Annotated in this window: 12 protein-coding genes; 9 read left to right on the top strand and 3 right to left on the bottom strand. The window is 73.3% G+C overall.

The features are described 5' to 3' along the window. Positions 1 to 29: 29 nt before the first annotated feature. Positions 30 to 2651, top strand: a complete 2622-nt coding sequence (gene clpB / locus ACGF07_RS10155; RefSeq protein ID WP_392897091.1) for an ATP-dependent chaperone ClpB — start codon at positions 30 to 32, stop codon at positions 2649 to 2651. A gap of 81 nt (positions 2652 to 2732) precedes the next feature. Here the strand turns inward: clpB and ACGF07_RS10150 are convergent, their stop codons facing one another. Further along, entirely contained in the window at positions 2733 to 3014 is a 282-nt protein-coding gene (locus ACGF07_RS10150) for a helix-turn-helix transcriptional regulator (protein ID WP_350746323.1), read from the bottom strand. A 345-nt stretch (positions 3015 to 3359) separates the two neighbouring features. Here ACGF07_RS10150 and ACGF07_RS10145 point away from each other — a divergent pair, with 345 nt between their 5' ends. The 6 genes from ACGF07_RS10145 (at position 3360) to pyrE (ending at position 9924) form a co-directional block, all read left to right on the top strand. Beyond that, entirely contained in the window at positions 3360 to 3917 is a 558-nt protein-coding gene (locus ACGF07_RS10145) for a YbjN domain-containing protein (RefSeq protein WP_350746320.1), read from the top strand. Between the two features lie 286 nt (positions 3918 to 4203). After that, on the top strand, positions 4204 to 5364 hold the full coding sequence (locus ACGF07_RS10140) for a pyridoxal phosphate-dependent aminotransferase (RefSeq protein WP_392897089.1): 1161 nt from the start codon (positions 4204 to 4206) through the stop codon (positions 5362 to 5364). Positions 5365 to 5853: 489 nt separating this feature from the next. Continuing rightward, positions 5854 to 6381 (top strand): DUF2617 family protein, encoded by a 528-nt coding sequence (locus ACGF07_RS10135; protein WP_392897087.1) that lies wholly within the window; start codon positions 5854 to 5856, stop codon positions 6379 to 6381. Positions 6382 to 6616: 235 nt separating this feature from the next. Next, positions 6617 to 8167: a polyamine aminopropyltransferase gene (locus tag ACGF07_RS10130; RefSeq protein ID WP_392897085.1), complete on the top strand. Its 1551-nt coding sequence runs from the start codon at positions 6617 to 6619 to the stop codon at positions 8165 to 8167. Positions 8168 to 8312: 145 nt separating this feature from the next. Next, a complete protein-coding gene (locus ACGF07_RS10125) occupies positions 8313 to 9350 on the top strand; it encodes a CoxG family protein (protein WP_392897083.1) in 1038 nt (345 codons plus the stop codon). 37 nt (positions 9351 to 9387) lie between these two features. Continuing rightward, positions 9388 to 9924: an orotate phosphoribosyltransferase gene (gene pyrE / locus ACGF07_RS10120; protein WP_392897081.1), complete on the top strand. Its 537-nt coding sequence runs from the start codon at positions 9388 to 9390 to the stop codon at positions 9922 to 9924. A 147-nt stretch (positions 9925 to 10071) separates the two neighbouring features. Here the strand turns inward: pyrE and ACGF07_RS10115 are convergent, their stop codons facing one another. Continuing rightward, positions 10072 to 10788 carry a VTT domain-containing protein gene (locus ACGF07_RS10115; protein WP_350749673.1) on the bottom strand — a complete coding sequence of 239 codons (717 nt, stop codon included), beginning with the start codon at positions 10786 to 10788 and terminating at the stop codon, positions 10072 to 10074. A 343-nt stretch (positions 10789 to 11131) separates the two neighbouring features. On the opposite strand from ACGF07_RS10115, the gene fbaA reads away from it, so the two are divergent. Further along, positions 11132 to 12154 (top strand): class II fructose-bisphosphate aldolase, encoded by a 1023-nt coding sequence (gene fbaA / locus ACGF07_RS10110; RefSeq protein ID WP_350749670.1) that lies wholly within the window; start codon positions 11132 to 11134, stop codon positions 12152 to 12154. A gap of 154 nt (positions 12155 to 12308) precedes the next feature. Here fbaA and ACGF07_RS10105 read toward each other — a convergent pair whose 3' ends face one another. Further along, a complete protein-coding gene (locus tag ACGF07_RS10105) occupies positions 12309 to 12728 on the bottom strand; it encodes a DUF3151 domain-containing protein (RefSeq protein WP_350749668.1) in 420 nt (139 codons plus the stop codon). 356 nt (positions 12729 to 13084) lie between these two features. Here ACGF07_RS10105 and ACGF07_RS10100 point away from each other — a divergent pair, with 356 nt between their 5' ends. Further along, complete coding sequence (locus ACGF07_RS10100; RefSeq protein ID WP_392897079.1) at positions 13085 to 13870, top strand: DUF3152 domain-containing protein; 786 nt, start codon at positions 13085 to 13087, stop codon at positions 13868 to 13870. Positions 13871 to 14021 lie beyond the last annotated feature (151 nt).

Here is a 14021-nt window from a genome sequence, read left to right as displayed (position 1 = left end):
GAAGGACGACGAGGGAGGATCCCCCAGCAGTGGACGCCAGCAAGTTCACCACCAAGACGCAGGACGCCCTGTCCGCCGCGATCCGGCAGGCGGGCGCAGCCGGCAACCCGGACGTCAGGCCGGTGCACATCCTGATCGCCATGCTGGAGCAGCCCGAGGGCATCGCCCGGCCCCTGCTGGAGGCGGTCGGGGCGGACGCCGGCCGGATCGACGCCGAGGCGCGCCGCCAACTCACCGCCCTGCCCAGCGCGATGGGCTCGACGGTGGCCGCTCCCCAGCTCGCCCGGGACACCCTGGCGGTGCTCACCGAGGCCGGCCGGCGCGCGGACGACCTGGACGACCAGTACGTCTCCACCGAGCACCTGATGGTCGGCCTGGCCGCCGAGGGCGGCCCGGTGGCCGAGCTGCTGGTGCGGCACGGCGCGACGCCCAAGGCGCTGCTCGCCGCCTTCAAGGACGTCCGGGGCAGCGGCCGGGTCACCTCGCCGGACCCCGAGGGCACCTACAAGGCGCTGGAGAAGTACGGCACCGACCTCACCCAGGCCGCCCGGGACGGCAAGCTCGACCCGGTGATCGGCCGTGACCACGAGATCCGCCGGGTCGTCCAGGTGCTCTCCCGCCGGACCAAGAACAACCCGGTGCTGATCGGCGAGCCCGGTGTCGGCAAGACCGCCGTGGTCGAGGGCCTGGCCCAGCGCATCGTGGCCGGCGACGTGCCGGAGTCGCTGCGCGGCAAGCGGCTGGTCGCGCTGGACCTCGGCGCGATGGTGGCCGGGGCCAAGTTCCGCGGTGAGTTCGAGGAGCGGCTGAAGGCCGTCCTGAACGACATCAAGTCCTCCGACGGCCAGGTCGTCACCTTCATCGACGAGCTGCACACCGTGGTCGGCGCGGGCGCCGGCGGGGACTCCGCGATGGACGCGGGCAACATGCTCAAGCCGATGCTGGCCCGCGGCGAGCTGCGGATGGTCGGCGCGACCACGCTGGACGAGTACCGCGAGCGGATCGAGAAGGACCCGGCCCTGGAGCGCCGCTTCCAGCAGGTGCTGGTCGGCGAGCCCAGCGTGGAGGACTCGATCGCCATCCTGCGCGGCCTCAAGGGCCGGTACGAGGCGCACCACAAGGTGCAGATCTCGGACGCCGCCCTGGTCGCGGCCGCCACCCTGTCCAACCGCTACATCACCTCCCGCTTCCTGCCCGACAAGGCCATCGACCTGGTCGACGAGGCGGCCTCCCGGCTCCGGATGGAGATCGACTCCTCCCCGGTCGAGATCGACGAACTCCAGCGCGCCGTCGACCGGTTGCGGATGGAGGAGCTGGCCCTGGAGAAGGAGTCCGACCCGGCCTCGGTCGACCGGCTGGCCCGGCTGCGGCGCGACCTCGCCGACCGGAACGAGCAGTTGAGCGTGCTGACGGCGCGCTGGGAGCAGGAGAAGAAGAGCCTCAACCGGGTCGGCGAGCTCAAGGAGCGGCTGGACGAACTGCAGGGCGCCCTCGAACGCGCCCAGCGGGACGGCGACTTCGAGCGGGCGTCCAAGCTGATGTATGCCGAGATCCCGGCCGCCGAGAAGGAGCTCGCGGACGCCCAGGAGCGCGCCGCGACCGCCGACGACGAGCCCGGGGCCGCCTCGGCCTCGATGGTCAAGGAGGAGGTCGGCCCGGACGACGTGGCCGACGTGGTGGCCTCCTGGACGGGCATCCCGGCCGGCCGCCTGCTGGAGGGCGAGAGCGCCAAACTCCTGCGCATGGAGGGGGAGTTGGGTCGCCGCCTGATCGGCCAGAAGCAGGCCGTGCAGGCGGTCTCGGACGCGGTGCGCCGCACCCGCTCGGGCATCGCCGACCCGGACCGCCCGACCGGCTCGTTCCTGTTCCTCGGCCCGACCGGTGTCGGCAAGACCGAACTCGCCAAGGCCCTGGCCGACTTCCTGTTCGACGACGAGCGGGCGATGGTCCGGATCGACATGAGCGAGTACGGCGAGAAGCACTCCGTCGCCCGCCTGGTCGGCGCCCCGCCCGGCTACGTCGGCTACGAGGAGGGCGGCCAGCTCACCGAGGCGGTCCGCCGCCGTCCGTACAGCGTGGTGCTGCTGGACGAGGTGGAGAAGGCGCACCCGGAGGTCTTCGACGTCCTGCTCCAGGTGCTGGACGACGGCCGGCTCACCGACGGCCAGGGCCGCACGGTGGACTTCCGCAACGCCATCCTGATCCTCACCTCCAACCTGGGCAGCCAGTACCTGGTCGACCCGGCCACCCCGGAGGACCGGAAGAAGGCCCTGGTGCTGGACACCGTCCGGCTCACCTTCAAGCCGGAGTTCCTCAACCGGCTGGATGACATCGTGGTCTTCGACCCGCTGGGCACCGCCGAGCTCAGCCGGATCGTCGACCTCCAGGTGGCCCACCTCGGCGAGCGGCTGCGCGAGCGGCGGCTCACCCTGGACGTCTCCGAGGCCGCCCGCGACTGGCTGGCGCTCACCGGGTACGACCCGGCGTACGGCGCCCGCCCGCTGCGCCGGCTGGTGCAGTCCGCGATCGGCGACCAGCTGGCCCGGGCGATCCTGTCCGGCCAGGTGCACGACGGGGACACCGTCCTGGTCGAGCGGGACGACGAGGGCGACCGCCTCACCGTCCGCAGCCGCGGGCCGCTGGAGAAGTAGCACCGCCCGGGCCCGGGTACGGGCCGCCTGCCGCCGTCCACGTGCGGGAGGCGGCCCGTACGGGTCGTGCCGCGGGCGCGGTCAGTCGGCCGCGCCCCGGCGCTGCCGCCGCGAGCGGTCCCGCCGGCTGCGCGCCAGCCGGTGCAGCTCGGCCCCCTGGGACTCCGGCAGGTTCCACGTCTGGCTCAGCAGCCGCAGCGTGGAGACGCGCGGGCAGGACACCCCCCGCTCCAGGTCGCGGATCGACCGCACGCTCAGCCCCGACGCCTCCCCCAGTTGCTCCTGCGTCATCCCCCGCTCCAGCCGGATGCTCCGCAGCAGCGCCCCGAGCGAGTTGCCCTCCCCGGTCACCGCACGCTCCATCCCACTCCCCCCTTCGACTCAAGTCCTCATCAACTCGCCCACGCGACAGCGATGTTGCAAAAGGCGAGCCCCGTCGCACGCTAACCGCATCCGGCCGGTACGGCAGCCGAACCCGGGCGCCGGGCGCGTGACGTGGCTCACGCGCGCGCCGGGCGCGCCGACCGCCCGCCGACCCGTCGCCGGCTCCGGACACCGTGCGTTACCGGGGCCCCGCGACACCCCCGAACGAAGATCGACGCGCCCCCGGGTGCCCCTGTGAGCGGAGCCCCGGATGAGGCAGGATGGGAGGTGGAAAGGGCGGCCTCTCATTGCCGGCCACCACGTGCACTGAGGAAGAGGACCCCCATGAGCATCGACCCGTCGTCCATCCCGTCCTTCGGCGTCCCCGGGGGCGGTGGCCAGCCCGGTGGCCAGGGCGGCCGGCCGGCCGGCCCGCCGCCGATCATCGTTCCGGACCAGGGCCTGGTCACCCAGCTGCTCGACCAGATGCAGCTCAAGCACGTCGTGGACGAGGAGGGCGACCTCACCGCCCCCTGGGAGGGCTTCCGCGTCTACTACATGTTCCGCGGCGAGCAGAAGGAGCTCTTCGCGGTCCGCGCCTTCTACGACCGCGCGTACCCGCTGGAGAAGAAGGGCGAGATCCTCGACCTGATCGACGAGTGGAACCGCGAGACCCTCTGGCCCAAGGTCTACACCCACACCCACGAGGACGGCGTCGTCCGCCTGATCGGCGAGGCCCAGATGATCGTCGGCACCGGCGTCAACCTGGACTACTTCGTCACCACCACCGCGAACTGGACCCAGGCCGCGGTCGGGTTCGAGCAGTGGATCGTCGAGCGCCTCGGCCTGCAGAACGAGATCGAGGGCGAGGAGGGCGAGGGCGAGGGCTCCGACGAGGCCTGATCCCCCGCGTTCCCCCCTCCGGCCCGCCCCTGCGCCCACGGCGCGGCGGCGGGCCGTTCGCCGTCCCGGCCAGGGTCGTCGCCGGCCGCCCTGCCGCGCCCCGGGCCGCGCTCGTCCCCGGCTGTCCTGCCGTGCCCCGGCCCCGCTCGCCCCCGGCCGCCCTGACCCGTGCTGTCCTCCTCCCCGGCCGTCCTGACCCGGGCCGCCCTCCTCCCGGGCCGTCCTTGTCGGCGGCCTCCGACTGGCCCAGGATGGGCGCGACGACGACGCGTGAGGAGCCTTTCGCATGGGAACCAGGCCGCTGCTGAACCGCCGACTGGCCGGGATGGGCACGACGATCTTCGCCGAGATGTCGGCCCTGGCCACGGCCACCGGCTCGATCAACCTCGGCCAGGGCTTCCCGGACACCGACGGGCCCGAGGAGGTCCGCGAGGCGGCCGTACGGGCCCTGCGCGAGGGCCGGGGCAACCAGTACCCGCCCGGCCCCGGCATCCCCGAGCTGCGCACCGCCATCGCCGAGCACCAGCAGCGCTTCCACGGCCTGGCCTACGACCCGGACACCGAGGTGCTGGTCACCGCCGGCGCCACCGAGGCCATCGCCGCCGCCCTGCTCGCGCTGCTGGAGCCCGGCGACGAGGTGATCGCCCTCGAGCCGTTCTACGACTCCTACGCCGCCTGCATCGCCATGGCCGGTGCCACCCGCCGCCCGCTCACCCTGCGGGCCCCGTCGTTCCGCCCCGACCTGGACGAGTTGCGCGCCCTGATCACCCCGCGCACCCGGCTGCTGCTGATCAACACCCCGCACAACCCCACCGGCACCGTGCTGACCGCCGAGGAAACGGCCGGCATCGCCGCCCTCGCCGTGGAGCACGACCTGCTGGTGGTCACCGACGAGGTCTACGAGCACCTGGTCTTCGGCACCGTCCACCGCCCGCTCGCCGGCCTGCCCGGCATGCGCGAGCGCACCGTGAGCATCTCCTCGGCCGGCAAGACCTTCTCCTTCACCGGCTGGAAGGTCGGCTGGGTCACCGGGAGTCCGGCGCTGGTGTCCGCCGTGCGCACCGCGAAGCAGTACCTCACCTACGTCAGCGCCGGCCCGTTCCAGTACGCCGTCGCCGAGGCCCTGCGGCTGCCCGACGACTACTTCGACACCCTGCGCGCCGATCTGCTGCGCAAGCGCGACCTGCTGCTCGGCGGCCTCACCGCGGCCGGGTTCCGGGCCTTCGCCCCCGAGGGCACCTACTTCGTCACCACCGACATCACCCCGCTCGGCGAGAAGGACGGCGTCGAGTTCTGCCGCGCCCTGCCGGAGCGCTGCGGTGTGGTGGCGATCCCCAACGCCGTCTTCTACGACGACGCCGAGGCGGGCCTTAGCCTGGTCCGCTTCACTTTCTGCAAAAAGGACGAGGTGCTCCAGGAGGCCGTCGCGCGGCTGCAGCGCCTCTGAGCGCTCGCGCGCCCCCTCGAACGGGCGCCGGTCCGATCCGACGCCTGTTCTGATCCGCCATCAACTACCCTGCAAATCAGGCTGTTCCGCTGCCAAGGCGGCAATCCCGCCGACCTCCTTGGCACACCCGCCCGCCCTCCACGCCCGGCGTGTGGAGGGCGGCGGCGCGTGGGGCGCACGGAGGGCGCACATCCGGCGCGCACGGCGCGCGGGCCGGTCGTAAGGGCGCGCGCTGTGCAGAGTCGCACACCGGGTCGATCAGAGCCGGGAAGCGGGTGTGCTCGAAACGGTGAATGCTTGACAAAGTTGGGTAAATCACCGACGGACCCGGCGTATTCATGCTTCTCTGCTGCTGAATCTCCAGCCGGAATCCTTCCTTCCACGGTCGGCCGCGCCCAGGGCCGCACAGCCACGAACAGCCTCGCCATCGCCTAGGCCTAGTCGCTGCTGCTCGGCGGGCGCGCACGGAGCTGAAACGCGGAGCCGAGCATGCTCACCACACTGCAGACCTCCTACACGGACACCCGCGCCGGTGACCTGGCCTGGTGCCTCGGCGGCGAACCGCTGCCGGCGCTCGCGGTCCGCGACCTGAGACTCGAAGGCAGCCGCCCCGGCACCCCGGGCACCCTCCAGCTCCGGCTGCTGGGCGCCTCGCACCAGGTGGTGATCGACGCCGGCCCCGGCAGCTGCCTGGAAACCGTCGCCTGCCTGCCCGGCCGCCGCACCCCGCTGCCGGCCCGGGTCGCCAAGCAGGTCGGCGGCTGGGAGTACGAGTTCGCCGCCCGGATCGAGGCGCTGCCCCCGCACGACTTCGCGGCCCGCGCCCAGGAACTGCTGGCCCTGGTCGAGGGGCACCCGCGCGGCCTCGCCGGGGTCTTCCCCGGTGACCCGAGCGCCTTCACCGCGCTGGTCACCCAGGGCGGTACGGACCGGCTGCTCTGGCGGACCTGGCACGCCTACCCCCAGGAGGGGCAGCTGGTCTGCACCCGCTCCTCGCTGGTGGTGCCGGGGCCGTGACCACCCGGAGCCTCGGAGGGAACGCCGACCCTCTCTTAGATCACCCGGCTCTCGCCGATGAATCGCACGCAGGAACGATTCGTCAATCCGACAGCCCGTACTGTCCGCCGGATGGGCGCAGCTATCCGTCCCGCACGTCCCCTAGCGTTTGTTCGTGATCAATCATCCGGCCGGCCCGCCCGTACGCCCGCGAGTGGACCTCCACGACGGCACCCCGCCCCGGTCCGGGCGGAGCGTGACCCCCCTCCCCGCCCGCCGTCGCTCCCGGCTGCGCTCCCACCCCCGGCTCGCCCGGCTGGCCGTCCTGCTGGCCGCCTTCGTCTGCGCGGCCTGCGGGCTCGTCTACGAGCTCGAACTCGTGGCACTCGGCGACTACCTGCTCGGGGACACGGTCACCCAGACCTCGGTCGTGCTCTCCGTGATGGTGTTCGCCATGGGCCTCGGCTCGCTGCTCGCCAAGCGGCTCACCCGACGGCCCGCCACCGCCTTCGCCCTGGTCGAATGCGCCCTCGCGCTCACCGGAGGACTCTCCGCCCTCGCGCTGTACTCCTGCTGGGCCTGGATCGGCCGCTACCAGGCCGCCATGGTCGGCCTCACCTGCCTGATCGGCGTCCTGATCGGTGCCGAGATCCCGCTGCTGATGACCCTCATCCAGCGGATCCGGCGCGAGGACGCCGGACGCGCCGCCGCCGACCTCTTCGCCGCCGACTACGTGGGCGCGCTGATCGGCGGCCTCGCCTTCCCCTTCCTGATCGTCCCCTGCCTCGGCCCGGGCGACGGCGCGCTGGTCACCGGGGCGGTCAACGCGGTCGCCGGGGCCGCCGTGGTGCTCTGGCTCTTCCGCGAGGAACCCGTCCCCCGGATACGACGGCTGCTCTGGCTCGGCTGCACCCTCGTCCTCGGCCTGCTCGCGGCGGCCGCCGCCGGCTCCGACACCGTCGAACGCGCCGCCCGGCACGCCCTCTACGGCGACCAGGTCCGCTACGCCACCCGCAGCCGGTACCAGGAGATCGTGCTCACCGGCCCCACCGAGGGCCCGCTCCGGCTCTACCTCGACGGACGGCTCGCGGTCTGCGGCCCCGACGAGTACCGGGGCAGCGAGGCGCTGGTCCACCCCGCCATGGCCGCCGGACCGGACACCAAAGTCCTGCTGCTCGGCGGCGGCGACGGCCTCGCCCTGCGGGAGGTGCTGCGGCACGGCGGCGTCCGCTCCGTACGACTGGTCGACACCGACCCCGTCCTCCCCCGGCTCGCCGGCACCGACCCCGGGCTCGCCGCCCTCACCGGCCACTCGCTGGACGACCCCCGGGTCCGCAGGACGGCGGCCGACCCGATGGCCTGGCTGCGCGGCACGCCCGGCGAGGAGTACGACGTGGTGCTCGTCGACCTGCCCGCCCCCTCGGACGGCGGACCGGTCAAGTACCACTCCCAGGAGTTCTACGGCCTCGCGGCCCGGCTGCTGGCCCCGGGCGGCCGGATCGCCGTCCGGGCCGGCGGGGACGAGGACGGCCTCTGGCGCATCGAGTCCGGTCTGCGCGCGGCAGGCCTGCGGACCGCCCCGTACGACGTGCCCGGCGGCCCGACCGCCGCCTGCCTCCCCGGCGCACCGGACACCGCCCAGGACTTCCTGCTCGCCGCCGCCGTCCAACCCCCGGTCACCCTGGCCCCCGACGCCCCGCCGCCCCGCGCCCTGACCCCCGAGTCCCTGCGCGCCTCGACCGCCCGGCTGACCGCGCGCCGGCCCGCGCGGCCCCCCGCGCCGCTGACCGTGCTGGGCCCGCACTGAGCGGCGGCGGACGAGCCCGACGGGCCCCCGGCCGACCGGTCCACGGCGTGCGGGGCGCCGCACTCCGACCGCCCGCCGCCCCGCCCCGAAACTCGAGTGGCGGTAGGTGGGGACCGGGCGGGATCGGATCGGTAGGCTCCGTGGCATGGAGCATGAGGTTGTCGTCCCGATGTCCGCAGAGCTGGTGCGGGAGGCCTTGCAGGATCCGGCGCAACTGGCCCGGAGCGTGCCGGGGCTGAACACCGAGCCTTCAGCCGTCGGGAGCGGCCCGGCCGAGGAGATCGGCGGACGGCTGAAGCTCCGGATCGGCGGCTCCACGATCACCTACAAGGGCGTGCTGTCGCTGATCGAGGGCCGGGAGGGCGTGCTCACCGTGCTGGCCGAGGGGCAGGAGGCCCGGGGCGACGGCGAGGTGACCGCCACCGTGCGGGTCAGCGTCGCGGACGGCGCCGAGGACGGCACCGCGACGATCCGCTTCACCGGCGACCTGACCGCCACCGGCCGGTTGACCGAGTTCGACGCCGAGACCCTCACCGCCACCGGCCACCGCCTGCTGGACCGCTTCGCCGCCGCGCTCACCTCCCAGGACGCCGGACCGGCGGACGAGGAGGAGAGCGGCGACGCCGCCGGGGCCGGTGACGGGCCCGAGGCCGAGGTGGTCTCCATCGAGGACCGCCAGGACCAGCCCGGCGACGACCTGGACGACGACCTCTCCGACCTGATCGCCTTCTCCGACGCCGACGCCGAGCGCTTCGGGCTGCCCACCGGCTCCGCCGCCGATGACGAGGACGCCGACGGGTCCGCCGACGACGTCGAGGACGCCGGGTCCGGCGAGGGCGCCGGGGCCGGGAGCGGCGGACGCCAGGACGAGGTCGCCGAGGAGGTGCCGGTCGAGCCGCTGTTCGCCTACGAGGACGAGCCGGACCTCAGCGGCCCCGTCCGCCGCAGCATCGTCGGCCGCTCCGCCGAGGAAGTGGACCACGCCCCGCCGCGCGGCCGCTACGCCCCGGCGATGCCCGCCCGCAGCGCCCGGGCCCGGGCGGCGTCCCGCTGGGGCGGCGAGGCCGGCGGCATCGTCGTGCCGGGCGCCGGCGGCCGCAGCGCGGTGCCGTGGGTGATCGGCGGCTCGGTGGCGCTGCTGGGCGGTGCCGTGGTGCTGGTCAGGGCGCTGCGCCGCCGTTAGCCGACGGGGCGGCGGGCAGGGCCTAGACTGAACGCTCATGAGCAACGACCGCGACGCCCTGCTGGCACAGATCAAGGACAAGGCCGTCGTGCACGGCAAGGTCACCCTTTCCTCCGGCAAGGAGGCCGACTACTACGTCGACCTGCGCCGGATCACGCTGGACGGCGAGGCGGCCCCGCTGGTCGGCCGGGTGATGCTGGACGCGACCTCGCACCTGGACTACGACGCCGTCGGCGGCCTGACCCTGGGCGCCGACCCGGTGGCCGCCTCGATGCTGCACGCCGCCGCCGCCCGCGGACGGAAGCTGGACGCCTTCGTGGTCCGCAAGGCCGGCAAGGCGCACGGCCTGCAGCGCCGGATCGAGGGCCCGGACGTGAAGGGCCGCCGGGTGCTGGCGGTCGAGGACACCTCCACCACCGGCGGCTCGGTGCTGACCGCCGTCGAGGCGCTGCGCGAGGCGGGCGCCGAGGTGGTCGGCGTCGCGGTGATCGTCGAGCGCGGCGGTGCGGACGCCATCGCGGAGCAGGGTCTGGAGTACGTGACCGCGTACCACCTGGACGACCTGGGCCTCTGACCCCGTCCGGAGCCGCGGAACCCGGCGTTCAGCGCGAGGGAGCCGCGGAACCCCGCGTCGAACGCGAAGGGCCGGGCTGTTCCACGTGGAACAGCCCGGCCCTTCGCGTTGGACCCGTCGGACCCGGTTGCCGCCGGCCGGTCGGCCTCAGCCGCGCCGGTGCCGACCGCTGCCGCTCTGCACCGTCTCGGGGGCGCTGTCGACGACGCCCGCCTTCTTCTTGCGGCGCTCCCGCAGCACCTCGACCAGGATCGGCGAGACGGACAGCAGGACGATCAGCAGCACCGCCGGGATCAGGTACTTGTCGATCACCGGGGCGAGCGCGTCACCGAAGAAGTAGCCGATCAGCAGCATCGACTCGGTCCAGAGCACGCCACCGACGACGTTCCAGACGAAGAACGTCCGGGCGGGCATCTCCAGGGTGCCGGCCACCGGGTTCAGGAACGTCCGGATGATCGGCATGAAGCGGGCCAGCACCACGGCCTTGCCGGAGCCGAACTTGTTGAAGTACTCCTCCGCCTTCACCACGTACTCGCGGCGGAAGATCTTCGACTCGGGCTTGTCGAACATCCTCGGCCCGACCTTCGCCCCGATCAGGTGCCCCAGCTGGGCACCGGCGATCGCCGCGATCGGGCAGCCGACGAGCAGGACGGCGATCGGCAGCTTGGCGCCGTCGCCGAGCACCGAGGAGGCGGCGTTCGAGGCGGCCACGCCGGCGAGGATCAGCAGTGAGTCGCCCGGGAAGAAGAAGCCGACCAGCAGGCCGGTCTCCGCGAAGATGATCGCGATGAGCCCGATGGCACCGAGGGACGAGATCAGGGATTTGGCGTCGAGGAGGTTGACGGCCAGCTGGTTGTAGTCCACGGGCGCAGGATAGCGGGCGTACCTTGCCGACGGCTTCCGGCCGAGCGCCGGACGACTTCCGGCCGGGCGCTCCGACGGCTTCCGGCCGAGCGCCCGGGCCGGACGTTCCGACTGGCGGGCTCCTGCTGACCTGCGGGCACGAGTCTGGGAAGATGGCACCGGCGTCCGGTCCGCGGCGGCCCACCACCCTCATGGCCGTACCGCGGAGGCCGCCTCGAACCTTGGTGCCGGAGAGCCACACCGCAGCGCCGCGCGTCGGCGGGCCGGCACGGAGTCGTCACGAAGGCGTACACAGCGTCGGACAGCACCGTCCGTACGCCGCAACCCGACAGGAGCGGATCGCATGCCCATCGCAACTCCCGAGGTCTACAACGAGATGCTGGACCGGGCCAAGGCGGGCAAGTTCGCCTACCCGGCCATCAACGTCACCTCGTCGCAGACCCTGCACGCCGCGCTGCGTGGTTTCGCCGAGGCCGAGAGCGACGGCATCATCCAGATCTCGACCGGTGGCGCGGAGTTCCTGGGCGGCCAGCACAAGAAGGACATGGTGACCGGCGCGGTCGCGCTCGCCGAGTTCGCGCACATCGTCGCCGCCAAGTACGACGTCACCGTCGCGCTGCACACCGACCACTGCCCCAAGGACAAGCTGGACGGCTACGTCCGCCCGCTGCTGGCGATCTCCGCCGAGCGCGTGGCCAAGGGCGAGAACCCGCTGTTCCAGTCGCACATGTGGGACGGCTCCGCCGAGACCCTGGCCGACAACCTGGCCATCGCCCAGGAGCTGCTGGCCCAGGCCGCCGCCGCCAAGATCATCCTCGAGGTCGAGATCACCCCGACCGGTGGCGAGGAGGACGGCGTCTCGCACGAGATCAACGACGAGCTGTACACCAGCGTCAACGACGCCGTGCGCACCGCCGAGGCGCTGGGGCTGGGCGAGAAGGGCCGCTACCTGCTGGCCGCCTCCTTCGGCAACGTGCACGGCGTGTACAAGCCGGGCAACGTCGTGCTGAAGCCGGAGCTGCTGCGCGAGCTGCAGGACGCGATCGGCAAGCAGTTCGGCAAGACCGACCCGTTCGACTTCGTCTTCCACGGCGGCTCGGGCTCCACCGCCGAGGAGATCGCCACCGCGCTGGAGAACGGCGTCGTGAAGATGAACCTGGACACCGACACCCAGTACGCCTTCACCCGCCCGGTGGCCGGCCACATGTTCGCCAACTACGACGGCGTGCTGAAGGTCGACGGCGAGGTCGGCAAGAAGAGCACCTACGACCCCCGCACCTGGGGCAAGCTGGCCGAGGCCGGCATGGCCGCCCGGGTGGTCGAGGCCGCCGAGCAGCTGCGCTCGGCCGGCAAGCGCCTGAAGTGAGCCCGTCGGGACGGGCGTGACAACGGGTGTGCCCCCGGCGGTCCTCCGCCGGGGGCACGGTCGTGTGGTCCTCGCGCTCGCGCGGGGCGCCCTCCTGCTGAACGCGCTCCTGCGCGAAGGCGCTCCTGGTCGAGCGCCTTCCTGCTCGAGCGCCCTACTGCTTGAGCTCCGCGTAGGCCTCCGCGCTGCTGTCCTTCAGGAACTGCCAGCAGCGCGTCTCCTCCTCGGTCTCCTTGATCGCGCCGGCCGCCCGGGCGAGCGCCGCCAGGCAGCGCAGGAAGCCGCGGTTGCCGCGGTGCTCCCACGGCACCGGCCCGTGGCCCTTCCAGCCGCTGCGGCGCAGCGCGTCCAGGCCGCGGTGGTAGCCGGTGCGCGCGTAGGCGTACGACTCGACGTAGCGGCCGGCCGCGTAGGCGTCGTCGGCGAGCATGGCCCAGGCCAGGCAGAAGGCCGGGAACTCGGCCGCCACCTGGGTCGGGGAGGCCGACTCCTCCGCCAGCATCCGGTAGGGCCGCTCCTCCTCGGGCAGGAGGGTCGGTTCGGGGCCGTCGAGAAGATTCCTGTGGATCGCCATGCCCTGAAGTCTGCCACCCGAACCGCAGAGGTCAACCGCGATCACCGGATCGGACCCGGCTCACGGCGGCGGCGGTGGCCAGGGGCCCGGCGGACGCCGCGGACGCGCCGAACGGGCGCCCGCCGGCGGCGCGGGCACCGGTGCGCCGGCGGGCACGGCCGCCGGAAGCCCGGCGCCCGCTGAACGCCCAGCGGCCGCCCGGGGTTGCATACCCGGTACGTGGACATTCACCAGTCCTCCATGCCAGGGTGTCGAGCGTGTCCGCAGCCCCATCCACCCGCAGGCGAGCCACCCCGCCCCGCAAGGCCGGCGGCAGCCGTCGACGCCGCCGGGCACGTCGCCGAATAGGCCCTGGCATGCTCACGGCGCTGGTCGCCTCGCTGCTGGTGCTGGGTTCCGCCGCCTTCCTGCTGAATCGTTCCGCCGGCTCGTCGGCCCCCGGACCGGCCGCCCAGGCCCGGATCGCCCCGCCGGCCGAACAGTCGACCGGTGCGGCACCGCCACCGACCCCGACCCCCACGGCGACGCCCACCCCGACCCCGACGCCCACGCCCACCGCCACCGAGCCGGACCCGGGCCCCAGCAAGGGCGCGGGCACCTTCACCATCGCCCCGGCCACCGCCAAGCCGGTCGGCCGCGGCACCGTGCGCCGCTACCGGGTGGAGGTCGAGGACGGCATCGGCATCGACGCGGCGGCCGCCGCCGCGCAGGTCCACGGCATCCTCGGCGACCGGCGCGGCTGGACCAACGACCACAAGAACGGCTTCCAGCTGGTGGCGACCGGCCCGTACGACTTCACCGTGAAGATCGCCTCCCCGGCCACGGTCGACAAGATCTGCGGCGCCTCCGGCCTGGACACCCACGGCGAGGTCAACTGCAACGTCGGCAACCAGGTGCTCGTCAACTCCAAGCGCTGGAACACCGGTTCACCCCAGTTCAGCGGCCCGCTGGACGATTACCGGGCGCTGATCGTCAACCACGAGGTGGGCCACCGGATCGGCCACGGCCACGAGACCTGCCCCGGCCCGAACAAGCCGGCGCCCGCGATGATGCAGCAGATCTACGGCCTGAAGGGCTGCGCGCCGAACGCCTGGCCGTACAGCGCGGACGGCACCTACCTGAGCGGGCCGGCCGTCCCGTAGCGGGGCCCCTCCCGGGCTAGACGAGTAGTTCCGAAGTCGGCTGGGTTTGCCGGTTCTGCTCCGGGCATGCAGGGAGGGTGTCCAGCATTCGGGTTGTGACGACCGAAGAGCTGGACACCCTCCTGACCGCACTCTACGTGCAGATCGATGA

This window comes from Kitasatospora sp. NPDC048194 (genome assembly GCF_043202455.1).
Taxonomy (GTDB): domain Bacteria; phylum Actinomycetota; class Actinomycetes; order Streptomycetales; family Streptomycetaceae; genus Kitasatospora.
Note: the sequence above shows the minus strand (reverse complement) of the source record. Positions and strands in the feature narration are given on the sequence as shown.

Bases quoted from the DNA above. Each gene is read 5' to 3' on its own strand.
- ACGF07_RS10150 (WP_350746323.1), bottom strand. From the start codon at position 3,014: ATGGAGCGTGCGGTGACCGGGGAGGGCAACTCGCTCGGGGCGCTGCTG.
- ACGF07_RS10145 (WP_350746320.1), top strand. From the start codon at position 3,360: ATGAGCATCGACCCGTCGTCCATCCCGTCCTTCGGCGTCCCCGGGGGC.
- ACGF07_RS10140 (WP_392897089.1), top strand. From the start codon at position 4,204: ATGGGAACCAGGCCGCTGCTGAACCGCCGACTGGCCGGGATGGGCACG.
- ACGF07_RS10135 (WP_392897087.1), top strand. From the start codon at position 5,854: ATGCTCACCACACTGCAGACCTCCTACACGGACACCCGCGCCGGTGAC.
- ACGF07_RS10125 (WP_392897083.1), top strand. From the start codon at position 8,313: ATGGAGCATGAGGTTGTCGTCCCGATGTCCGCAGAGCTGGTGCGGGAG.
- pyrE (WP_392897081.1), top strand. From the start codon at position 9,388: ATGAGCAACGACCGCGACGCCCTGCTGGCACAGATCAAGGACAAGGCC.
- fbaA (WP_350749670.1), top strand. From the start codon at position 11,132: ATGCCCATCGCAACTCCCGAGGTCTACAACGAGATGCTGGACCGGGCC.
- ACGF07_RS10105 (WP_350749668.1), bottom strand. From the start codon at position 12,728: ATGGCGATCCACAGGAATCTTCTCGACGGCCCCGAACCGACCCTCCTG.
- ACGF07_RS10100 (WP_392897079.1), top strand. From the start codon at position 13,085: ATGCTCACGGCGCTGGTCGCCTCGCTGCTGGTGCTGGGTTCCGCCGCC.